This window comes from Microcoleus sp. B9-D4 (genome assembly GCF_036705105.1).
In the GTDB taxonomy this organism is placed as follows: Bacteria; Cyanobacteriota; Cyanobacteriia; order Cyanobacteriales; family Microcoleaceae; genus Microcoleus.
Genome location: NZ_JAUBTS010000043.1, coordinates 34861 through 56998, shown reverse-complemented (window position 1 = coordinate 56998; position 22138 = coordinate 34861). Strand labels below are relative to the sequence as shown.

Here is a 22138-nt window from a genome sequence, read left to right as displayed (position 1 = left end):
AGAGATTGCAGAGGCGTGATGTCTGATATTTGATTGTCGCCCAGATCCAGCTCAGTCAAATTAGTCAGAGATTGCAGGGGTGTGATGTCTGATCTTTGATTGTCGCGCAGATTCAGACAAGTCAAATTAGTCAGAGATTGCAGGGGTGTGATGTCTGATATTTGATTGCTGTCGAGATCCAGCTCAGTCAAATGAGTCAGAGATTGCAGGGGTGTGATGTCTGATATTTGATTGCCGTACAGCTCCAGATACTTCTTACTTGACACTATCGCTATCGCTTCCTCAATAATGTAAGAAATGCCAGTGCATTCTAACAGCACCTCAACTGTATGTCTTGCTTCTTTTGAAAGGCTGTCTTTGTGCAACCACCATTCGGAAAAGCTGCTGAATTTTGCTGGATTTGGCTGTTGTTCTGACATGGCAATATTATTTTAATTTGTTACGAAAATGAGAAGCTTTTGTCAACTTTTCCTCTAAACTGCAGAAATCCCGCGCCGAAACTCCTTAACCCCTTCAACCCTAGAAGCCATCAGCAAGCACCGAGACAGCAGGTTGATGTCTAAACCGGGCAGAACTTCGCTTTGGTCAATTTTTTCATATCCGTGCGATCGCAAATGATACAGGCCAAATACTCCATCCTCCCAAAACCAAACTTCGGGCACTCCCAAGGCTTCGTAGCGATTCAACTTGCTCTCGTTGCCGCTAGTAAATACAACTTCGATCGAGAGGTCTGCAATGCCTCCCGATGCTCTGCCAATTAAGTAAGATTGGTCTGCTTGTGCGGATGCTTTTCCTTCTTTTTCCTGGGTAAAGCTTCCTGTGGGAGTAAAATCGATTTCTTTTTCTACAAAATACGTACCCAGCAACAGGGCGATGACACCGCTGAAGACTTCATGTTATTGCGAAACTGCCAAGATTTCTACCTCACCTTTGAAATAAAAAAGTCGGATGCCGGGGGAGTCAGAAAACCCCTGCTCGATTAGCTTGAATTGTTGCCAATCAATCCAGGAGTGAATTAGGCGCTGGTCTTTTGGTTTGTCTAATGTTGCTGTCATGGCACGACCTCCTTTAACTATTTTATAGCAATTTGAATTCGCACAATTTTGCAAGCACATTGGTATGGTGCGTAACATGAAAAAAACCTGTTTAAATCGAAACGATCGATGTCTGACGCACCATACAACTTGATTGAACTATTATATTATCCTTGAAATGCGGCAACCGAAACCCGATCGCGTCCTGCTTCTTTCGCCCGATAAAGCGACTCATCGGCCATCGCAATTAGCTCCCCTGGCTGCGACTTCGCCCCCGGAATGCAGCAAGCTACACCCAAACTCAGCGTTACATATTCGCTGACAGCAGACTTAGCGTGAGCTATGTGCAAGCCCCGCACCTGTTGTGCGATCATTTCAGCTACGCAAGTGGCACCTTCAATATCGGTATTCGGCAAAACTACTACAAATTCTTCTCCACCGTAACGCGCTACTAAATCTGCCGCTCGCTTTACCGAATGCTGGATCACCGTCGCCACTTGCCGCAAACATTCATCCCCCGCTTGGTGCCCATAAGTGTCGTTGTAAAGTTTGAAATAATCAATGTCGCACATAATTAAAGACAGCGGTGCTTCTTCCCTCGCCAAACGCCGCCATTCCGTATCAAGGTATTCATTAAAAGAGTGGCGGTTTCTTACCTCAGTCAAACTGTCGTAATTTGCCAAATACTGCAAGGCTCGATTCACTGTTTCTAACTGCTGTTTCTGCTGTTGCAACTGACGGTTGAGCTCCGCCAACTGCTGTTCGGCTGAGTGCGATCGCAACAAATTTCTCACCCTCGCCAGCAATTCCCTCTCGTCAAAAGGCTTAGAGATATAATCGTCAGCACCCGCATCCAAACTTTCGATCCGAGCTTCCATCCCCGATCGCGCTGTCAAAAAGATTACCGGAGTAGATTTCAATTCTGGCGTGTTCCGAATCTCCTTGAGCAAATCCAGTCCGTTTTGTCTGGGCATAATTTGGTCGCTAACAATCAAATTGGGCTGCAAACTTTTGGCTTTTTCTAAACCTTCAACCCCGTCACTCGCCACGGCGACTCGATAGTACGGAGTTAATAAAGTTTGGAGGTAAGCTAGCAGAAAATTGTTGTCTTCTACTACCAGCAACAGCGGTAATTCTCTACTGTCACTTGTTAATTGTTCCAGATAATTTTTGTCGTCAAAACTGTTAGGTTCCGGCAGCAGTGCCGGGGGTGCGATCGCCCGGATATTTCCCGAACCCCACTCTCCGGAGCCGAATCCAGTCAGTCCAGCCAATTGGGCGATCGCGCTCACCAACTGATTCGCTTCCACCGGCTTGGACAAATGCCTCTGAAACCCCGCCTCCAGCGCTTCGGCCGAATCTTCTTCCTCAATCCCTCCCGTCAGCGCCACGGCCGGCAGCAGTTCCCTGTGCTCGGACATTTCCATTGCTCTGATGCGGCGGATTAAATCGCAGCCGTCGGCTCCCGATACCGTCATATCGCTGACCAACACGTCGGGGCGCGACTGTTGCAACTCGGCCATCGCTTCGGCGGCGCTACCCACCGCTGTTACCTTGGCTCCAAATGCTTCGAGGCCAGTTTTGAGAAATTGCCGGATTTCGGCGCTGCTTTCCACCACCAGGACTTGCTTTCCCGCTAGGGGTTTGGAAACCGATCCGGGTCTGCTTTCCCTTTGGGCGATCGCAGCAGTGCGATCGTCGGGTGCATTTTTGTTGGCGCTCGGTAGCAGCACCCCAAAGGTCGCCCCCTGACCGAGGCCGGGACTCGAAGCCCAAACACTTCCCCCGTGCAGTTCCACCAACTGTCGCACAATTGAGAGTCCGAGCCCAAGCCGATTTTGTTCCTTGTTCTGGAAGTTGTCTGCAGGGCGGAAGTAGTCAAAGATGTGCGGCAGAAATTTGGGGTCGATGCCGCAACCACTGTCGCTGACCCGAATCAACACGCCCGACTCAGTAGGCTCGATCCGCACTTGAACTGGGTATGGTGTCGATTCTGGGGTGAATTTGATGGCGTTGGCCAGCAGGTTCCAGACTACTTGCTGCAAGCGTTCTGCATCTGCTAAAACGTAGCTGACGGCAGGGTCGAAATGTTTTTCTACGCGGAGGTTTTTGGCATCGGCGGTGGGACGGAGGGTGTCGATCGCAGATTCTATGATAGATGGGAGGTGAACTTCGCCGATGTTCAGGCACACTTTCCCTCGCAGCAACCGCGAGAGGTCGAGGAGATTGTCTATTTGCCGGTTTTGTAATTTGGCGTTGCGCTCGATGATTTCCAAAGCGCGGCTGGTGGTGGCTTCGTTTAAATTGCGCGATCGAGCTAGCTGCACCCATCCCAAAATCGCGCTCAGGGGCGATCGCAGTTCGTGGGAGGCGATCGCCAGAAATTCGTCTTTTGCCCGGTTCGCTTCGGCTTGGGCTGCTTCAACGGCTTTGCGATCGGTGATGTCGAATCCGATCGCCAAATACTGACAGGGTTTTCCCTTGCAGTCCAACAGTGGAACTACTGCTGCGTACACCCAATAATCACTTCCATCCTTGGCTTTATTCTGAATGTCTCCTTGCCAAACTTCACCTTTGGCAACAGTTAATAGCAGATTTTTGATTATTTCCGAAGATTTATATTCCGAAGGGAGGATGCCGAAGTGGGAGCCGATTAGTTCTGCCTGGGAATAGTTGGAGATGGAGCAAACTCGTTCGCTGACATAGTTGATAATTCCTCGCGCGTCAGTCCTCAGCGCCAGTGTCGATCGGTCGATCGCTCTTTTAAAATCTAAACATTCTTGTAGCGACCAATCTAGTTCTTTTGTCGTAGAAAATTGACCGACCCGATCGGGCGCGTTTTGTTGCTGGCGATCGGGCTTATCCTTACTCCGTTGTTGGATTTCCATTGCTTCTATTTTCCCCTGACGGCTGACACCTAATCTACTCGCATCCTGATTCATTATCACAATTTTCTTTCCCGCGCCGGCGGGTGTAATATTTTGTATCTCTTCATCTTCCTGAAAAATTGGCAGGTACCACTTCCAATCGGGAGTCACCTCAATTTTTGTTTATAGTTGGCTAAAGTTTGTCAATCTGAGGACTGATTTTTTCAGATCTAGCCGCTCATCGGCTGCTAGCTCATTTTTTTTTATCTTTGTATCTTTTATATTTTACTAAGGGGAATCACTGAGAAATTTATGGTGTGGAGCACACACCGACAGTTGCATTGTTGTTTGAAACGGATATCATAACCGTCAACTTTTTTCTCACAATTACTCCTAGTATCTGGCACAAAGTCTCGTCTTCGGCAGGCTTTCGCGTCTGTGGCATTCTGCCTCATCTCCACTGAAGCAGATATATGTGCAGGGCTAGACAGTTCCCAAATCACGGGCGGGTTTGGGCGCACAAAGTCCCTGTCTGGCGATCGTCCATAACTTCTTTTAAATTATTTTCTTCAACATCTTGACAGCTCTGTATATTTTTTGTATTATAAAATGTAATATGCTAGCCGAGAAGAGAACAGGCCAACTGCCTTGACGCACTCAACTATTAACAATTTGAGGAAAATCCTCTGTGAATTTAGACTGTGAATTTAGACGCTGTACGCGAGCAATTTGAACAAAGAGCCTTTGATTATGACAAGCGAATTTCAAAGGTGGTACCCGCCACGTGATTTATCAGTGGAATCAATCCCAAATCGAAAATCGAAAATCCTCAAGCCCCCGCATTTATCCGTGGGGTCGCCTCTAAAATCTAAAATCTAAAATCTAAAATCGATTGACGGCTTAATTCCCCGCCTCATTCCGCGCTATGGCGAGCAACACGATGTAATATTGCAGTTAATCCCTTCTGAAACTAATGCTAACATAAAAGTTTTGGATTTAGGCGCGGGAACTGGCATAATGTCGGGTCTGATTCTGCAAGCATTTCCTCAAGCAAAAGTCCTAGCCTTTGACATCGCCCAAAATATGCTGAAAACTTGCCAAACTAACTTGTCCGCTTTCCGAGAACGGCTGACCTTGCAGCAAGGAAACTTTGCCGAAGATGATTTCGGCAGCGGTCACGATTTGGTAGTTTCAGGGTTGGCAATCCACCACCTCGACAGCGCAGGTAAACAACAGCTATTTCACAAACTTTTCCACTCCATGAATCCAGGGGGAACCTTGCTAATTCGAGATATTGTGACAGGTGCTACTCCCCGGCTGACTGAGCAATACGAACAGTTGTGGCGGCAGTACATGAAAGCTAACGGAGAAGACGATGCAGCCTGGTTTCAAAAATATCGAGAAGAAGATATTCCCTCCTCTGTGGAAGAGCAGACAAAGTGGCTTGCCGAAGCTGGTTTTGCCGACGTAGGATGTCACTGGCGCTATCTCAACTTTGCTATTTTTGGCGGAGTTATCCCAAGGTAGAAGACCTGCGACAGAATGTAGAGTTTTTGATAATTATCAAAAGATAAACCTCGTGAAAAATCGCACACATAACATTTTTTATTCCCGGAACTAGAACCTAATTGTGTAGGTGCTTAATGGCGTAATTCACCGCTATAATTATGGTCTAAAACATTTCTTTATTGTGGCTAGTTTTTAAAACAATCTGTAGATGATCATTCACTCAAGCGCCCTCTAGCAGTGTAAACAGATTCAACAAACCCGCCTCCCATCAACGATATAACCCGCTAGTGACATTTTGTAAAAGGTGATTGAAAAACTCAATAAATAAACTAAAATTATGAAGGATTATCGATTAGTAAAAATCAGCAGATATCTCAGCAAACACCTGCGTCACGCGCCCTCGCGCATCGGCATTGAACTCGCTCCCGGTGGCTGGGTTCCTGTTAGCGCACTCCTCGATGCGTGCCAAAAAAATAAATTTCCTGTTCAGCTTGCAGAACTCAAACAAGTAGTCGCGGAAAACGACAAGCAGCGCTTTTCATTTGACTCCACAGGCACTCTAATTCGTGCCAACCAAGGGCACAGCGTAGAGGTTGACTTGCAGTTAGAACCCGCTGTTCCCCCAGATATTTTATATCACGGAACAGGTAGCACTGCAGTGGAGTATATTCTCAGTCAAGGAATTAGGAAAATGTCGAGGCATCATGTTCATTTGTCAGTGAATATCCAGACGGCGCGCCAAGTAGGTGCAAGACATGGCATCCCGGCAGTCTTGACTGTAGATGCCGCAGCAATGCAACGCGACGGTCATACATTTTACTGCTCGGAAAACAAAGTTTGGTTAGTAGATTTTGTGCCGCCAGCTTATCTCAAAATAAGTTGATAATTTTCCTTTTTTTTGTAGAATGTCTGCCACAAAAAATGTAAAATAAGAGTAAGTAGGACTTTGGCAAAATGAGTGCGGAAAATATGGGCGAGCGCGAAAAATTTTTTCATCAAAATAATTCTCAAAATAGAGGTCTGCTAGGCTCTGGTTGGCGACCTTTTTATCGTCAATTTGATTGGGAACACCTGGTACATTTAGCGTCTAGCGACCCCCAAGAACTAGCTCAAAAAACTTTAGGGGCAGCTAGCGATATTGCCGACGCAATGGGACGACACCAATATACTTGGTGGGCAAATATTTTAAATGTATTTTCGGAAAATACTCGCTACGAAATTGATGAATTTTGGGATTACATTACTCCGCAGCCAGTTTACCCGGATTACCGCTACAAAGACGTTTTAGTTACCGAAACGCCTGTGGTGCAATTGGTCAGCCGCGCTAGCATTCCCATCGACTACGTTCTCAACAAACTCCAAGAAATTACTGTTTTCAAAGTTCTGGATTTGCTAGGGAAACCGGATGCAATTACCCAGTCTTTTATGGAGCGACATTTTTCTTATCCCCCGGAGCGGTTTGTTAGCTGGGAACGCTTGGAAGTTTTGGGTACTGTTTATGCTTCTTGGGCTCGATTCGGCTGCTGGCTGCAAATTGACAGCTACGATAGGGGAAGACGCTGCTACACTCTGATTTGCCAAGATATTGCGCCGCTCGTTAGCAAGGCAACTTATAATTTAGCGGTGATTCTGGGCGGGTACAAAAGCCGCGTCGGACAGGTTCACAGTCAGTTCCCAATTCGCACGTTTTCTGCGGAGGTTCAAAGTTTTACTGATACAGTTCAGCAGGCAATTTTGGATCAAAATCAGTTGGCTGTTTTGGTTAGTGGCGAACCGGGAACGGGAAAAACTGCTTGGACGCAAGCGGTAGCAAAGGAAATTTTAGTGCCGCTGGGTTATGTGATTTTTATCTTAGACCACGATGCTGTGGAAAATTTTGTGCCACCGAGTTATTTAGAGCGGATTTGTATTATTATCAATGAGGCTGATAATTTGGCTCAAGATCGATCGACTGCAGAGGCACAACGCACTAACAAAACTGAACACATTTTGAGTTTGCTGGATGGCACTTTGTATCAAAGCGTCATCGACGAACACGGCATTCAATTTCAGCAAAAACTCGTAGTTTTGATGACTTGTAACACGACGGAAAGATTAGATCCTGCAATGTTACGGAAAGGGAGAGTGGATTTTACCAGTGAATTTACGCACAAATTTGTTTGAGCGCTCTCTTGCATTCTCAAGCTATCTGGCGATCGCACTGGCTACACGATCTAATACTATGTTCGATTTGGGATTTTCAATTAAAAAATTGGGAATGACTGATGAAGCTCATGGTTTGGATCGCGGGCGGACAGTTGCATTCTTTTGGGAGCTTGTATAAAATATCCCACAATTACCAGGAAATCTTCTGACTCTCAAAGTTTGGGGGAAACTTTTTTGAGTACCTATAGACCATTAGTCTCAACAATCGCCTAAAACCCTTTTTATCTCTCGTTTTTTGCCTAGTCTGGCTGCCCTCCTGCGCCCCGGAATAGTGGGGGGACACAACAGAGCACTCCAGTCCCCTCCGACTATTATTCGGGGGGCGCTGGCGCGATATATGCCTAATCGTCAAACGGCAACCTGGCACTAGCTTTGGTCTTAAATTGACACTAATGCCTATAGACATATCCCCATCAAAAATGATATCAATGATGGGTGATACCCTCTAAGGGTATCGTCCGAGAGAGCAAATCAGGGGAAAACAGCATTTTTGGTCTCAAACAGAATTTTTCAAACTTGACAGTTATGGAGGAAATCCCAAACCGTGCAAACTAAGCCAGTTCAGCAAAAAAGTCAGGGACTGGGAAGGTACGTTGACGGGACTTTCCCGATCGCCCAACAACCCGCAGAGGCAACCGTGTCGGAGAGTAAAGACAGATTTCGGCGGTTTGTGGAGCGCTCCGCCGAGGCCGTGGCAATGGTAGATTGTGAAATGCGCTATCTGTCGGTTTCTCGTCGCTGGGAAACAGATTGCGGGTTGGGCGACGGCGAGGTCATCGGCCGATCTCATTGGGAACTGTTCCCGAATCTCCCGGAATATTGGGAGCAAAATGCCCAGGCTTGTTTGACGGGAGTTTTGGAATACAGCGAGTTTGTGGCAGGGCGATCGATCGCATCTGTATCAGGAAAAACCGCAAGTTGCTCTGTCAGCGAGTCGGTAAGATGGGTATTTCAACCTTGGAAAAATAGCGAAGGTGCGATCGGCGGTTTGATTTTGTTTGCATCTAAGATAGCTGAGGCTCCCCCTCAAACCAATTGCTATAATAAATTTCAGTCCGAGGTCAAAAGAAAGCAGTTAGAAACAATACCACAACTAACTCAAATTGCCCTCGAAAATGCTGCTGATACAATCTTTTTTAGTACCTCAGACGGTCAAATTTGCTACGCGAACAAAGCCGCTTGCCATCTTTTCGGCTACTCGGAATCGGAACTGCTAAACATGAGGGTTAGCGACATCGATTCGCAGTTGCCAGCATCGGATTGGCGAGAACACTGGGCTCAACTCAAGCAGGAAACCAACCTCACTTTTGAAACCAGTTACAAAACCAAAGACGGCGCCAGTTTTTCGGTCGAAGTTAAAGTTAATTATTTAGAATACGGCGGCTGCGAATACCGCTGCGCGATCGCCCGCGACATTTCCGCTCGCCTCGCAGCAGAATCAGCGCTCGTAGAGGCAAAAGAGCAACTTCAAGCGGTTTTAGACGCCGTGCCCGGATTAGTTTCTTGGGTAAGTTCCGATTTGCGCTACTTGGGAGTAAACCGACATTTAGCTAGCGCTTACAAAATGCCGGCAGAACTATTTATCGGTCAAAAAGTAGGTTTTTTAGATACAAGTCCCAAATTTAACGATTTAGTCTACGATTTCTTTGCCAACCATAAAAAGAAGACATCTCAAGAAGTAACAGCGAGCATTAGAGGAGAAAATAAAACTTATCTAATTGTCGCTCAAAAATACCATAACAGTACGGCGGCGGTATTTGTGGGATTGGATATTACCGAAAGCAAACAGTCTCTTTTGGCTTTGCAAGAATCAGAAGAACGCCTGCGACAACAAGCGGCTAAATTAGAGCAGACGCTGTTAATTTTGCAGCAAACTCAAACTCAACTGATTCAAACAGAAAAGATGTCATCCCTGGGGCAGTTGGTAGCAGGAATAGCGCACGAAATTAACAATCCAGTTAGTTTTATTTCCGGCAATGTCAGCCACGCCACCGGCTACATTCAAGAACTGCTGCGAACGATCGACCTTTACCAAAAGTATTATCCCCATCCCGTGCGGGAAATTCAAGATTTGATAGAAGAATTAGACTTAGACTTCATCAAAAAAGACTTGCCAAAACTGCTAAATTCTATGAAAGTCGGTTCGGAAAGGATTCGCGATGTCGTGCGATCGCTCCGCTTGTTCTCGCGTACTGACGAAGCCCAAATGAAGCCTGCTGATATCCACGAAGGTTTGGACAGCACTTTGCTGATCTTGCAAAATCGACTGCAAGCTAAAGGGGGACGGCCGGGGATTTCTCTAGTTAAAGAGTACGGAGATTTGCCGCGAGTTCACTGCTATGCGGGACACTTAAACCAAGTGTTCATGCACTTGTTGACAAATGCGATCGACGCTTTGGAAGAAGGGGGGAGAAATGCCGAAAAGTATGGTAAAATTCAAAATCAGTCTTACTTGTCTTCAGCCAGGTCGAAGTCTGAAAAATTCAATCCCGAAATTCGGATTCGCACCTCCGTGGTAGGGGACAACGAAGTTGCGATCGCCATTAGTGACAACGGCCCTGGCATGACTGAAGAAGTCCTAGACTGCATCTTTGACCCTTTGTTTACCACTAAATGTCCAGACACGAGCACTGGTTTGGGTCTAGCAATATCCCAGCATTTAGTAGTAGAAAAGCACGGCGGTAAGTTGCACTGTGTTTCGCGTCCGGGAGAGGGAACGGAGTTGATAATTAAAATTGCGATCGGTAACGATTAATTAGCTATTGACAAATAGGAAATAAGATGGTAATTGAGTGGCTAAAATTTAAAGTACCTCAAGAAAAGTGGGAGCAGTTTATTCAGCGAGATCAGGAAGTTTGGACGGCAGGACTAAAAAGTTGGGACGGTTTTTTGGGCAAAGAAGTTTGGGTGGATGCGGTGGAAAATGAGGTGGTGATGTTGATTCGCTGGGAAACTAGGGAGAAGTGGAAGTCGGTTCCGCAAAGCATAATAGATGAGTTGGATAGCCAAATGGGCGATTTGCAAATTGCGATCGCCGAAAGTCGCGAATATCAAGTTCGCAAGTTTTTACATTAGTTAGTCAGCAGTCAGTTGATCGTGGTAATTTTTGAAAGATTAATCATGCGTTTTACCTTGATTGTACTGCCGACATCGATTTGGTATTTGGTGTGAAGGGCGATCAAGCTGGGTACAATCATCGCAGTGTTTGGTATCTGGTGTTAGGGGCGATCGCATTTTCATTTTATGCGCTCGCCCTTGATTGACTATTTCATGCGATTACTCTGGCGGTTCAGTACCTAGAGGGGCTTGACGGCGGTGACGAACGTGTATTATTGCGACGGTATCGCCCTCCACCACAAACAGAATTCGATAGGTTCTTCCTTTACCAACCCACAGTTGTCGAATTTCCCTACCAATGATGGCAGCTTCGGGTGCAACTGAGCAACGGTAAGGAAACTGTTCCAGGGATGCGATCACATCTTGGAGGTCGTAGTACCACTGATTTGCGGCATCAGCACTCAGATAATCGCACATCCAACGGTAGGCGTTTTCAATTTCTTGAAAGGCGGGTGGTTGGATTAGGACTTGATAACTCATAGACGAGGGGGGATGTTGAACTGCTGCTGTAGCGCTGTCATAGCTCTCTCGGCTGGAATACCTTCACCTCGATCGAAGCTTTCAAGTCCTTTGCGGATGCCGATGATAGCTTCGAGGTAGTCGATACGCTCTAGCAGTTGTTCGTAGGTATTAAGTTGGGGGTTTGGAGTGGATTTTAGCGATCGTACCAAACTGAGAAGATCCGCAAGCAGTTCGTCAGGGGTGCTATCTATTTCTTGGATGAGGAGTTCTTTGATGGTCATCGCGGCATCTCACGAGGATTGATACTTTGATTGTAACGGCGATCGCTATGAGTTTTGATGGGCGATCGCCACCCGTACAATCATCGCAGTGTTTGGTATTTGGTGTTAGGGGCGATCGCTCTTTCATTTTAGGCGATCGCTCATCAGAAACAAGAAAGGGCGATCGCTATGAGTTTTTGTGGGGCGAGATCCTTCCTCCTTACTCTGGCGATGTTAAGATCCAGGATTCCAACTCAAATGGCTGAACTGCTTGAATCCGTTGGAAGTCTCGATCGGCCGTCACTAGGGTGAGTTGATGCTGGATTGCAACGGCGGCAATCCACAGGTCATTTTCGCCGATGCCCAATTGAGTCATGTTGGTTCTACGGCGTTGGGCTTTGTCTTTTGGGGCGTAGCGATCGAAAACTGCCGCTTTAAGATTGCCGTAAATTTCGGCGGTGGTTTCGTCGATGGGGTAGATGTATAGCCCAAGCAGGAAGCGTTGAACTAGGGCAAGATTTACCTCTCGTTGTTGCGTGCGATCGCGCCGCCATGTCAATCAGTTCACCCTTGACGATGGTGCAGGTGGCGATCGACTCATCCCCAAGGTTGGCAAGGCGATCGAGTATTTGAGTGTTGCCTAGTAGGGCATAGCTACAATGGTTGGTGCCCTTGAAGAAACATTATTCAAAGGGATTGGGGCTGTAGTCAAATTCGGTTTCGCCGCGTGAGTTGTGGACGGCTTCTAGACATTCTTGGAAGTCGTCGCCTGACCAAGTGCCGATTGTCTTGAGGTGAGCGAGGAAGGATTTAGCAGATGTGATAGAAGGTTTGGTGGAGAGAGATTTCATGAAGGTGAGGGCTTCGGCAAGTCTTGTACTGGGCAAGGCTTCGATTGCTTGGAGGAGTTGTTCTTTGATTGTCATAGGGTGTGCCGGGGTTCTTGAGTTATGGCGATCGCTCTTTCATTTTAGGCGATCGCTCATCTGAAAAAACAAAGGGCGATCGCTACTTGAACAAAACTTGTATTATCTCATCAATTAGTTCGTTGAACATCAATAGCATAATACCCTCTCTGATTCCTTCCTCTTTCAAACCGGACATAAGTAGTATTAGGAGATAGATATCTTATATTTCCTTTATAGCTACGATTGTCAAAATATACATTATCTTCATCCTCATCTCGATTTACGTGTTTTATGAAACCAAACCAAGATCCATCATCTTTGTGTATAATTTTCAGAATAGTTCCTTCGTAAATTATGTTATCTTCATCTTCTTCTTGTTCTACGACTTGAGTTTGAATAAACTTCTCACGAGCCACTCTAAGTAGCAAGTCAGTAAATTCCTCGCGATCTTTCATTCCGTAACGGCTTTTTCCTTGCCCAACCCATGATTTTTGAGTTATGTAAAATATTTCCAAAACTTTTTCTAATCTTTCCGTAAATTTATCTTCTTGTAAAATCTCAATGAGTTTTTTACAATAATCCTCTATAGATTTTTGTTTTGTGAGCTTTGGAGGAAATTCTCCTAGGGTCATCCTAAAAATTAAATAAAGATGAGCTTTATATGTTTTATATATTTCTTTAGATGTTTGATCTTTTTCCCCATTTCTAAAGTATTTCTCAAACCTATACCAAATAAGAGCCGAGACATAGTAAGGATATGGACTATGCTCTTCTACAAAAATTTTTCTTGGTTCTTTTTGTCCCACATATTCTCTCAAGAGTGTTGATTCATGTCTGTGTCCATCATGAGGAGAATCAAGAAAAACACTAACAAATACCTGAGTCAAAGTTCTTAAGTTTACAATTTGATCCTTTTTGATGTGAGGATCGTTGCTATATTGTTTAGACCGTCTTTCATAATAAAGTTTTACATCGTTTTCAAATGCAAGAAAAAAAGGCTCTAATTTTTCTTTATGAAAAGATCGCGTCGTTTCAAAAGCTTCTTCCAAAACCTGATTTTGTTTATTAGTTCCTCTAACAATTTTATTTGAGATTTCGGGATTTTCGGTAGATATCAGTCGGATAAGAAGTTTTACTTTCTCAATCCTTGGGTTCTCTCTTTGGTTAAATAAGGAGTTACTTGTTTGGCAACCGTTAACAATTTGAGGATTAGTAATTTTTACTAGCTTACCCCGAGGATTTTGAAATTCTGTGCATACAATCGTAACTCCATTGTTGCAAAGCAAAAACATTTCGGGATTTTCGTTGATTGTAGTTTCGATTTCACTATTGACAGTCTTATTATCTCCTAAATAGTCACGAACGTTGTCATTAAATAGAGAGCGACGCAGTGAACCATCTTCTTTTGTGAGAATTTTCAAGAACTCTGACGCTTCACAAGTAAAAGCATCTGCTCTTTTGACATCTGTTTTACTGTCTACGATCATTGGAAAAATATCAATGACATTCATTTGAACGTCAAACTGATTTTTTAACTCTCGACAGAAATTCTTGAGCCGATCTCCTCCAACAATTTTTACTTCAACAGTTTCAAAGTTTTCTTTTTCTAGGTTTTTAAGTTCCTTTATCAGGAATTTTTTAGAGCCTAAAAAATTCTCATCTGTTGGTTCCGATCTTGCTGTACTAACATAATAAAGAATAAGACTTGGGATTTTATCAAGTTTTCTAATTACTTCCTCGTTAGAATAGATAAAATCCTTAATTTCCCGAAATTATTTAATTCTAGAGTTCTGAGGTAGATAGGGATCATCTGAAAAAAAGACTTTAACTCCAGTTCCAAGTTTATTCAAGACTGTAACATCAAATTCCGCTCGCATTTTCGATTGAATGAATAAAAATTCAATATTGATTCTTTTACTTTCCTGTGCAATGTCACTAATCTCATCAATGCTTTTAACTAATCTATCGTTAACCTTAATTCCTATTCCATCTATACCTGTATCATAGCCGGCACCAACACAAACAAAATCTAGTAATTCAGCATCTGCCGTAAAAATATCAGGATAATCAAGACTAAACAGAACATAATTAACAAATTTCTCAAAAGCAGCACCGTTTGTGGCAGGATCTGATTCAACAGTATTTAATTCAAAATTCTTTTTAAAGTCATTGAAAAACGATTGAAGAATAATATCCATAATTGATAGTGTTTTTATTTGAGTTTAAGTATTCTAAAATAAAATATTATCAAAAAACTAAAGCTCTGTCAGCTCTAAAAATACCCAATTTGTTAGCACTTTTGTTGGCTAATCCACTGCGCTCTGTGTTAAAATGTTGGGAAATGCCAGGAATAGTTAGAAAAAGTTATAAAATGTTAGGTACAATACGGAAAATCACAACATCCACGATACTGCATGAATCTTAAGGAAGTGTTAAAAATGGCTGACGAGATGGTGTTTGCCAAAACTGGTCAGCACCTCGATAACTTACAAGAGGCAATTCTGCGAGGAACCATGCAAGGTGACAAATACACCAAAATTGCCGAGGAGATTCACTGTAATGAGAGTTATGTTAGGCAAGTTGGTTCGGAATTATGGCAGATACTTTCAGAAGAGTTGGGAGAAGATGTTAGTAAAACGAATTTTAGATCGGCAATGGAGAGGTTGCAGAACTCTAATATTTTAAACTTTGCACAAAACGTTAGCGGTAGTTTTAACATCTGCGGAGAAGGCAGACACCCGCCAGATATCCCAAATTCAGAACCACCAAATCAAGAAACTTCGCATCAAGATTTAAGCGAAATGCCAGAGTTGGGTAATTTCTTCGATCGCACCCTCGAACTCCACACCCTCACAACCTGGATTATACAACAAAACTGCCGCCTCATCACCCTCACCGGTATCAGCGGCATCGGCAAAACATCCCTAGCAGTACAACTCGTACAACAAATCAAAGACGAGTTTGAATACGCAGCTTGGTACACACTAGACGAATTCCCCACCATCGATAAATTTCAATCCAACCTAACACAGCTTTTTTCCCAGTCAGAAAAACAAGATTCATCCCCAACAAACCAGAAAGGCTTACCGCTGATTAAGTATTTACAAAACCATCGCTGTTTAATAGTCTTGGATGACGTTCACAACCTTTTCTGTAGCGGCGAATTGGCAGGAAAGTATAAACCACAATACGAAGAATATCGCTCCCTATTTAAACAGATAGAAAAATTATCCCATCAAAGTTGCTTTCTGCTAATCGGTTGGGAACCGCCCAAAGAAGTTCCTCAACTCACCAGCGAAAATACTCCCATTCGTACCTTACAACTCACTGGTTTAGACACTGCGACCGCACAGGAAATCCTCAGAGATAAAGGATTAACAGAAATTGATAACTGCGAAGCACTCATTCACCGCTACCAAGGCAATCCCTTATGGTTAAAAAGCGTGGCGACTTTGATTCAAGAGTTGGGAATCGGCGCGACAGAGTTATTAATAGATGATACCATATTGTTACCCGAAGATTTAAAAGATGTTTTACAACAGCAGTACGATCGCACTTCCGAACTAGAAAAACAAGTCATGTCATTGTTGGCGACCGAAAACCAGCCAGTCAACTTCGCCAACTTGCTACAAAACGGACAAATATCATCATCCGATTTGCTAAACGCATTGCAATCTCTATCGCGGCGCTGCTTAATCGAAAAACAGGAAAGTCTTTACACTTTGCCACCTGTACTGAAGCAGTATATCAAAACTCGACGATCGCACTTAACAAACATCGACAATGAATAAACATTTCAAACAACACCGCTTGTCAACTCTTGTTTCCTCAAATTCGGCAACAATGCCAAAACATCCAAATACCACCACCAACGCTGAGGTGTAATCTCCTCAAATTTGCGCTTCTGCATTAAATCCACAAATCTCGACAACTCCTCATAAAACTCATTTGCTTGTTCAACTAACCGTCGATCGGCATTTGCTAATAAACCTTTCTCTTCCTCACTCAGTTGAGATTCAACTTTTGCCAACTCATCTCTAAGTTGCAACATTTCTAAATGTTCAGCCCCACTCACATCAGGAAATTCAACCATTACACAATAGTTTTTTACCAAAACATTCATAACAAATCCTTAACTAAACCTACATAAATAAACATTGAATTAGCCAGGTAGCTTTCCGGTTCCTTTGGAGGAAAAGCCGTTTCTAAAACTCCATCCAAGCCCATCATTACCAGCCATATTGTGTTATTTACACTGCTGGTAACTGTCGGATAAAACGTTTCTCCGTAGACATACACATAAACTTTAGCATCAGCATCCCTCACAATAAAACTGATAACTCCATTATATTCTTCAAGGGTCGCATCCGGCCCTAAATGACCTAAATTAATCCTTTTGAGTAAATGAGACATTGCTTTTCCTGGTTTCCAGAAAATTCCGTCTCTCACCCGCTCAATTGCCTGCCCAATCTCTAATTGCCTACCTTCATCAAAAATCAACTTTAACCTTGCCTGAAAAAAAGTTAACTGCAAACAAACATATTATAACCTCTAATAGTTAACTGTTAACAGTCTGTGCTATCATAGAATACAAAACTTATTGAGTCGAGTTATATGACCACAATAACTACAGTCACAACAGCCTCAAAACTCGCTGATTACTACATCTGGTTCGCGAATGATGTAGGCTCCTATCTCAGCAACCACAAGCTACAAAAACTATTGTACTACGCCCAAGCATGGTATTTAGCCTTTGAAGATACACCGCTTTTTGATGAAGATTTTGAAGCTTGGGTGCACGGGCCGACTATCCCGGCTTTATTTTATGAATACAAAGAACAATTTGACTGGAAGCCAATTCTGAAAGAAGTCGAAAAACCAGAGTTTCCCGAAGAAGTACAAGAGTTTTTAGACGAGTTAGCTGACGATTACCTCTTTCGGGATGCCTATGAGTTAGAATTGATGGTGCGCCGTGAAGATCCTTGGATTAATGCTAGAGGTGAGTTGCCAAAAGATGAACCTTCTCATGCTATTATTACGAAGGAATCAATGAGAAAATTTTACAAAACCCGTGTCATCGAAGAAGCATAAAAAAAGACAAGATACAGAGATTCGTAGTCAACCATCTTCACCAAAGAGAGAGGTTGTCAATATCCAAATTCCCGAAGGAATTAGTTTTTCTTTCAGGTATTACCAGGATGATAAAGATAAGTTTTCAATTGGTGGTAGAGACGCTAAGTATCTAGCGTCTCTACTGAGACGGCTGCGCGATTTGTCACAATTGAATGCTCAAGAGGTTATCAATAATCAGAGTAAAAGTCTGCGCTGTCATAGCATAGTTTGGAAAAATACTACTGAACCTAATGGCTTTGGCATTCCCAATGAAGATATCCTAATAAATGTTCCCTACCAGTTTCAAATATCTGCTAATGAATACGGCAGGGTGCATGGCTTTTTTAGTGAAAATGTTTTTTATATTGTCTGGCTAGATCCAGACCACAATCTTTATAGTTGAAATTATAATAAATTTTGAAAAAAACACAATATTCCCGATTCCCGACAACTTCGGCGAAGTTTGAAATCTAAAAAAAGAGCGTTACTCATCAGTCATTTTCAGGACTTACGCATCAAAGCCAAAGAAACCGGGTTTTTCATCGAATCTGTGGCTGCGACAAAATATTCTCGCAAAAAACCCGGTTTCTGAACCCCATGCGTAAGTCCTAATTTTAAGAAAGTTTTGCAGAGAGAGCTGAAATAAAATTAACGCTTAAAAAGCCTACTCCTAGTACGAGAATGATAAAGATGGCGATACTGAAAATAGACTTTAGCCGATCGCCAATTCCGGGTTTTTCTGAGTTCATTGGTCAATTTTTGCAGTAAATTTGAGAGGGGCAATTCAGAAAGAGTAAATTATACCAATGGGCGAACAAAAATGCAACTCCCGACACGCTCCAAACGACGATCGCCCTCAGTAGGTCGCATTTTTTAACTTTTAATCTAAAATCTAAAATCTAAAATAGTCTTAGGCATTGTTCGGTTAGCCTGGGCAGCTATTGTCGATCGCCCGAACCCGATCGCGCTAACTCCTGTAAAATAGAGGGCGCGTGGGGGCGAACCTTTTAACAGCCGGAATTGGGCGCGATCGCCACAGGCTCCCAAATACATAATAATATGGCAGTCATCCTTAACTTACTCACAAAGGTAAAAATAGAAGAGTGCCCAGAAATAATCTAAAACATATAACTGAAAAAAGGATAGAAATCGATGCTCCACCCAGTCTCGCAACCTTACCAACAACGAGCAAATACTATGACCCAAAGAGCCGTGCGGAAGCCAAAACCCTCTGTTGCAAACCACTTGAGACCAAGTTTTCCTCAAAGGCACTGGCTGGAGATGGCAGAGTACGCCTCTCTGGCGGCCTCTGGTGTGGGTTCCCTGGCGGTGGCTGTGTCGGGTCAAGCTTTTTACGGGGTTGCTCCCCTAACTTTGGCTTTGTCGCTGAATGTTGCTAACCGGTATCGGTTCGAGCAGCAAGTGCGGGTGCATCAAAATTCGGAAATGGCCCAAGTCCAAAAGTCTGTCAATAAAGTCGAAAAAACGGCGGTGACGGTAATTGTTAAATTACGCAGGCAGTTGTCTGCAGATATTGCAGCGCTGCGCCAGCAAATGGCTGCACTGCCTAGGCATGAGGCTTTTGAGGAGTCGATCGATATCCAGCGGCAATTGCTGAGTTTAGGAGAGTCGGTAGCTTCTTTGCAAGAAATCGTGGCGTCTGCTGTACTCGATGTCCGCCAGCAGGTGAGCGAACAAGTGCAAGATTTTCGAGAAGGCCAACGGGCGAATCTCCAAGCTGTGGAACAGGCTATAGAGCAACTGCAAAGCGCCACGCAAGGCTTGGCAGAAACTTCTATCAGCCGAGACGACTGGGAAGTAGTAAATACTCGATTTTTGGAAATCCAGAAAGTCATGGCCAATTTGCAAAGCCAACTGCAAGCTCCCGCACACCAATCGACTGCGGATTTGTCTATTGTCCAAGCTCAAATCCACCGTTTGGAACACGAGCAGCAAGAAGTTGTCAAACCTCACCTCAAGCGCTTAATCTCAGTTGTCAAGGAGTTGCAGCACACACAAGAGACCCGTCATTAGTCATTAGTCAGCAGTCATTAGTCATCAGTCAGAAGGAATACTTTTCCCCTCGGACACGCTCGACACTCTCCGACTCTCCGACTCACGCCCGATCGAGTCCTACTTTTTCGACAACTGTGTTAAAAGATTAAAAGCTAATCTGTCTAGTTCACCTATTTTCAACCTGTTACAAGAAAATTAAATGACTGCAACTGTAACTATTGCTGATAACCCGTTACTAATCGGTCAAGGATTGCCCCCATTTGACGCGATCAAACCCGAACACGTAGTCCCCGCTGTTACCCAACTGCTGACCGAACTAGAAGCCTCGCTAGCTGACTTAGAAGCCTCTGTAGAACCGACTTGGAGCGGCTTAGTAGAACCATTGCAGCGACTCGGAGAGCGTTTAAATTGGAGCTGGAGCATTGTCGGACATTTGATGGGGGTGAAAAATAGCCCGGAACTGCGATCGGCTCACGAAACAGTGCAGCCGGAAGTAGTAAAATTTTGGAGCAAGCTCAGTCAAAGCAAACCGCTTTATGAAGCTTTTAAAGCGCTGCGGGCTAGTGAAAATTGGGACAGCTTAGAGTCAGCTCAAAAGCGAATTGTCGAAGCCGCTCTCCGAGACGCCCAACTCTCCGGCGTCGGTTTAGAAGGCGAGCAAAAAGAGCGTTTTAATGCCATTCAATTAGAATTGGCCGAAATTACTACCCAATTTTCCAATCACGTCCTCGACGCTACCAAAGCATTCAGCATCACCCTCACAAACAAAGACGAAATTGACGGTTTGCCGCCGAGTTTGTTGAGTTTAGCAGCTCAAGCCGCTCGCAGCGCCGGCGAAGAAAATGCGGATGCCGAAAACGGCCCTTGGCGGATTACTTTAGACTTTCCGAGTTACGGCCCTTTCATGCAGCACAGCACCCGCCGCGAGTTGCGCGAAAAGTTGTACAAAGCTTTTATCGGCAGAGCAAGTAGCGGAGAATTGAATAACTGGCCGTTAACCGATCGCATTTTAGCTTTGCGCCAGGAAAAAGCTGCTTTGCTGGGGTTTAGCAGTTATGCCGAATTGAGTCTGGCGAGCAAAATGGCTCCCGACGTTACAGCAGTGGAAGCTTTGTTAGAAGAATTGCGTCAGGCTAGTTATGATGCTGCTGTCAAAGATTTAGAAGAATTGAAAGCTTTTGCTGCCGAAAAAGGCGCGGCGGAAGCTGGAGATTTGAAGCACTGGGATATTGGTTTTTGGTCGGAACGGCGCCGGGAAGAAAAGTTTGCTTTTAGTGCCGAAGAATTGCGGCCTTATTTTGCTTTGCCACAGGTATTAGAGGGATTATTTGGATTAGTAAAGCGGCTGTTCGGCGTGACAGTAACTGCGGCGGACGGTCAAACTCCTGTGTGGCACAAAGATGTGCGCTATTTCCAAATAGATGATGAAGCAGGAAATACGATCGCCAATTTCTATTTAGACCCCTACAGCCGCCCCGAAGAAAAGCGCGGCGGTGCTTGGATGAACGATTGTGTGGTGCGCGCTAAATTGGTCGAAGCAGGAAAAACAACTACGCGGTTGCCGGTGGCTTATTTGGTGTGCAACCAAAGTCCTCCGGTTGACGGCAAACCGAGTTTAATGACTTTTGGGGAAGTCGAAACTTTGTTTCACGAATTCGGTCACGGTTTGCAGCATATGCTGACAACGGTAGACTATCCGGGGGCTTCGGGCATCAATAATGTTGAGTGGGATGCGGTGGAATTGCCCAGTCAATTTATGGAAAATTGGTGTTACGATCGCGCGACTTTGTTCGGGATGGCAAAGCATTACGAAACCGGAGAAACTTTGCCGGAACACTACTACCAAAAACTGCTAGCAGCGCGCCACTACATGAGCGGCAGCGTCATGCTCAGGCAAGTACATTTTAGCAGCGTTGACATAGAATTGCACCACCGCTATCGATCGGGCGGCAGCGAAACTGTGGCCGATGTCCGCAACCGTATCGCTAAAACTACCACTGTTTTGCCACCTCTGGCAGAAGACGCATTTTTGTGCGCTTTCGGACACATTTTTGCGGGCGGCTATGCGGCGGGGTATTACAGTTATAAATGGGCGGAAGTGCTCAGCGCTGATGCTTTTGCAGCTTTTGAGGAAGCGGGTTTGGAAGATGAAAGTGCGATCGCCTCTACAGGCAAGCGCTTCCGAGATACAGTGTTAGGATTGGGCGGCAGTTTGCACCCGATGGAAGTGTTTAAAACTTTCCGGGGACGCGAACCGAGCACTAAAGCTTTGTTGAGGCACAGCGGTTTATTTGCCGCTTAATTTAAGTGTGCAATTAGTGGGGATTAATGCGGGTGAATTTATCTGCATTAATCCCTGTTTTTTGTTAAACAAGATTTACACATATCCTGTATGTGTAGGGTGCGGTGTGCATGAATTATTACCGCTATAATTCATATCAAATCCAGTAGCATCGTAATTATATCTCTCTGTTCTCTTCCTCTGTGTTCTCTGTGTCCTCTGCGGTTTAATCATTCCAATTCAACCGGAATTCATATCATGCGTCAAACCACTTTTTGCCTAACTTGTGCTGAATTCAAAATGTTTGTAGTAAAAACTAAAAGGTTCAGATTTTTATACTAATTCCCCCCATTCTTGCTAGCTATAA

General features: G+C 44.4%; 25 protein-coding genes. 11 read left to right on the top strand and 14 right to left on the bottom strand.

Translation table 11 applies throughout. The features are described from left to right. The 4 genes from QUB24_RS22690 to QUB24_RS22675 form a co-directional block, all read right to left on the bottom strand. Positions 1 to 419, bottom strand: a 419-nt coding sequence (locus QUB24_RS22690; protein WP_333155660.1) for a leucine-rich repeat domain-containing protein, incomplete at its 3' end; no start/stop codon positions are given. A 54-nt stretch (positions 420 to 473) separates the two neighbouring features. Continuing rightward, positions 474 to 866, bottom strand: a complete 393-nt coding sequence (locus QUB24_RS22685) for a hypothetical protein (RefSeq protein ID WP_333104084.1) — start codon at positions 864 to 866, stop codon at positions 474 to 476. 30 nt (positions 867 to 896) lie between these two features. Then, positions 897 to 1055 carry a hypothetical protein gene (locus QUB24_RS22680; RefSeq protein WP_333104085.1) on the bottom strand — a complete coding sequence of 53 codons (159 nt, stop codon included), beginning with the start codon at positions 1053 to 1055 and terminating at the stop codon, positions 897 to 899. Positions 1056 to 1201: 146 nt separating this feature from the next. Further along, on the bottom strand, positions 1202 to 4072 hold the full coding sequence (locus tag QUB24_RS22675; protein ID WP_333155657.1) for a diguanylate cyclase: 2871 nt from the start codon (positions 4070 to 4072) through the stop codon (positions 1202 to 1204). A 777-nt stretch (positions 4073 to 4849) separates the two neighbouring features. On the opposite strand from QUB24_RS22675, the gene QUB24_RS22670 reads away from it, so the two are divergent. The 5 genes from QUB24_RS22670 (at position 4850) to QUB24_RS22650 (ending at position 10690) form a co-directional block, all read left to right on the top strand. Continuing rightward, positions 4850 to 5428, top strand: a complete 579-nt coding sequence (locus QUB24_RS22670) for a class I SAM-dependent methyltransferase (protein ID WP_333155655.1) — start codon at positions 4850 to 4852, stop codon at positions 5426 to 5428. Between the two features lie 319 nt (positions 5429 to 5747). Beyond that, positions 5748 to 6293: an RNA 2'-phosphotransferase gene (locus QUB24_RS22665; RefSeq protein ID WP_333155653.1), complete on the top strand. Its 546-nt coding sequence runs from the start codon at positions 5748 to 5750 to the stop codon at positions 6291 to 6293. A 71-nt stretch (positions 6294 to 6364) separates the two neighbouring features. Beyond that, positions 6365 to 7573 (top strand): AAA family ATPase, encoded by a 1209-nt coding sequence (locus QUB24_RS22660; protein WP_333155651.1) that lies wholly within the window; start codon positions 6365 to 6367, stop codon positions 7571 to 7573. Positions 7574 to 8159: 586 nt separating this feature from the next. Then, positions 8160 to 10370, top strand: a complete 2211-nt coding sequence (locus QUB24_RS22655) for a PAS domain S-box protein (protein ID WP_333155649.1) — start codon at positions 8160 to 8162, stop codon at positions 10368 to 10370. A gap of 26 nt (positions 10371 to 10396) precedes the next feature. After that, positions 10397 to 10690, top strand: a complete 294-nt coding sequence (locus QUB24_RS22650) for a TIGR03792 family protein (protein ID WP_333155646.1) — start codon at positions 10397 to 10399, stop codon at positions 10688 to 10690. A gap of 201 nt (positions 10691 to 10891) precedes the next feature. Here QUB24_RS22650 and QUB24_RS22645 read toward each other — a convergent pair whose 3' ends face one another. Beyond that, positions 10892 to 11212 (bottom strand): type II toxin-antitoxin system RelE/ParE family toxin, encoded by a 321-nt coding sequence (locus tag QUB24_RS22645; protein ID WP_333155644.1) that lies wholly within the window; start codon positions 11210 to 11212, stop codon positions 10892 to 10894. Next, entirely contained in the window at positions 11209 to 11475 is a 267-nt protein-coding gene (locus QUB24_RS22640) for a prevent-host-death family protein (protein WP_190733723.1), read from the bottom strand. The genes QUB24_RS22645 and QUB24_RS22640 overlap by 4 nt, the downstream gene beginning before the upstream one ends. 26 nt (positions 11476 to 11501) lie before the next feature. Here QUB24_RS22640 and QUB24_RS22635 point away from each other — a divergent pair, with 26 nt between their 5' ends. Then, a complete protein-coding gene (locus tag QUB24_RS22635; RefSeq protein ID WP_333155641.1) occupies positions 11502 to 11720 on the top strand; it encodes a hypothetical protein in 219 nt (72 codons plus the stop codon). Here QUB24_RS22635 and QUB24_RS22630 read toward each other — a convergent pair. The 4 genes from QUB24_RS22630 to QUB24_RS22615 all read right to left on the bottom strand — a co-directional run bounded on the left by QUB24_RS22630 (position 11675) and on the right by QUB24_RS22615 (position 14560). Beyond that, complete coding sequence (locus QUB24_RS22630) at positions 11675 to 12013, bottom strand: type II toxin-antitoxin system VapC family toxin (RefSeq protein WP_333155638.1); 339 nt, start codon at positions 12011 to 12013, stop codon at positions 11675 to 11677. The two genes, QUB24_RS22635 and QUB24_RS22630, sit on opposite strands and share 46 nt — an antisense overlap. A 124-nt stretch (positions 12014 to 12137) precedes the next feature. After that, entirely contained in the window at positions 12138 to 12380 is a 243-nt protein-coding gene (locus QUB24_RS22625; protein ID WP_333155635.1) for a hypothetical protein, read from the bottom strand. A 110-nt stretch (positions 12381 to 12490) separates the two neighbouring features. Further along, entirely contained in the window at positions 12491 to 13873 is a 1383-nt protein-coding gene (locus QUB24_RS22620; RefSeq protein ID WP_333155634.1) for an AIPR family protein, read from the bottom strand. A gap of 261 nt (positions 13874 to 14134) precedes the next feature. Then, positions 14135 to 14560, bottom strand: coding sequence for a hypothetical protein (locus QUB24_RS22615; RefSeq protein ID WP_333155632.1), 426 nt, complete (start codon positions 14558 to 14560; stop codon positions 14135 to 14137). 216 nt (positions 14561 to 14776) lie between these two features. Between QUB24_RS22615 and QUB24_RS22610 the strand changes: the two genes are divergently transcribed. Beyond that, positions 14777 to 16153, top strand: coding sequence for an NB-ARC domain-containing protein (locus QUB24_RS22610; protein ID WP_333155631.1), 1377 nt, complete (start codon positions 14777 to 14779; stop codon positions 16151 to 16153). A gap of 5 nt (positions 16154 to 16158) precedes the next feature. Here the strand turns inward: QUB24_RS22610 and QUB24_RS22605 are convergent, their stop codons facing one another. Both QUB24_RS22605 and QUB24_RS22600 read right to left on the bottom strand, forming a co-directional pair. Continuing rightward, the gene (locus tag QUB24_RS22605) at positions 16159 to 16455 is read right to left on the bottom strand and encodes a hypothetical protein (protein WP_333155630.1); all 297 of its coding nucleotides are present in this window, start codon (positions 16453 to 16455) and stop codon (positions 16159 to 16161) included. 26 nt (positions 16456 to 16481) lie between these two features. Then, positions 16482 to 16895 carry a hypothetical protein gene (locus tag QUB24_RS22600; protein WP_333155628.1) on the bottom strand — a complete coding sequence of 138 codons (414 nt, stop codon included), beginning with the start codon at positions 16893 to 16895 and terminating at the stop codon, positions 16482 to 16484. A gap of 81 nt (positions 16896 to 16976) precedes the next feature. Between QUB24_RS22600 and QUB24_RS22595 the strand changes: the two genes are divergently transcribed. Together QUB24_RS22595 and QUB24_RS22590 are read left to right on the top strand one after the other, a co-directional pair. Beyond that, positions 16977 to 17453 (top strand): type II toxin-antitoxin system antitoxin SocA domain-containing protein, encoded by a 477-nt coding sequence (locus QUB24_RS22595; protein ID WP_333155626.1) that lies wholly within the window; start codon positions 16977 to 16979, stop codon positions 17451 to 17453. Next, positions 17434 to 17877, top strand: a complete 444-nt coding sequence (locus QUB24_RS22590) for a hypothetical protein (RefSeq protein ID WP_333155625.1) — start codon at positions 17434 to 17436, stop codon at positions 17875 to 17877. Before QUB24_RS22595 ends, QUB24_RS22590 begins: the two co-directional genes overlap by 20 nt. Positions 17878 to 18088: 211 nt before the next feature. On the opposite strand, the gene QUB24_RS22585 is transcribed toward QUB24_RS22590, so the two are convergent. Both QUB24_RS22585 and QUB24_RS22580 read right to left on the bottom strand, forming a co-directional pair. Then, the gene (locus QUB24_RS22585) at positions 18089 to 18223 is read right to left on the bottom strand and encodes a hypothetical protein (protein ID WP_333155623.1); all 135 of its coding nucleotides are present in this window, start codon (positions 18221 to 18223) and stop codon (positions 18089 to 18091) included. Between the two features lie 136 nt (positions 18224 to 18359). Continuing rightward, positions 18360 to 18527, bottom strand: a complete 168-nt coding sequence (locus QUB24_RS22580) for a hypothetical protein (RefSeq protein ID WP_333155622.1) — start codon at positions 18525 to 18527, stop codon at positions 18360 to 18362. A 144-nt stretch (positions 18528 to 18671) separates the two neighbouring features. Between QUB24_RS22580 and QUB24_RS22575 the strand changes: the two genes are divergently transcribed. Then, complete coding sequence (locus tag QUB24_RS22575) at positions 18672 to 19508, top strand: hypothetical protein (RefSeq protein ID WP_333155620.1); 837 nt, start codon at positions 18672 to 18674, stop codon at positions 19506 to 19508. Between the two features lie 181 nt (positions 19509 to 19689). Continuing rightward, positions 19690 to 21792, top strand: coding sequence for a M3 family metallopeptidase (locus tag QUB24_RS22570; protein ID WP_333155619.1), 2103 nt, complete (start codon positions 19690 to 19692; stop codon positions 21790 to 21792). The last annotated feature ends 346 nt before the right edge of the window (positions 21793 to 22138 follow it).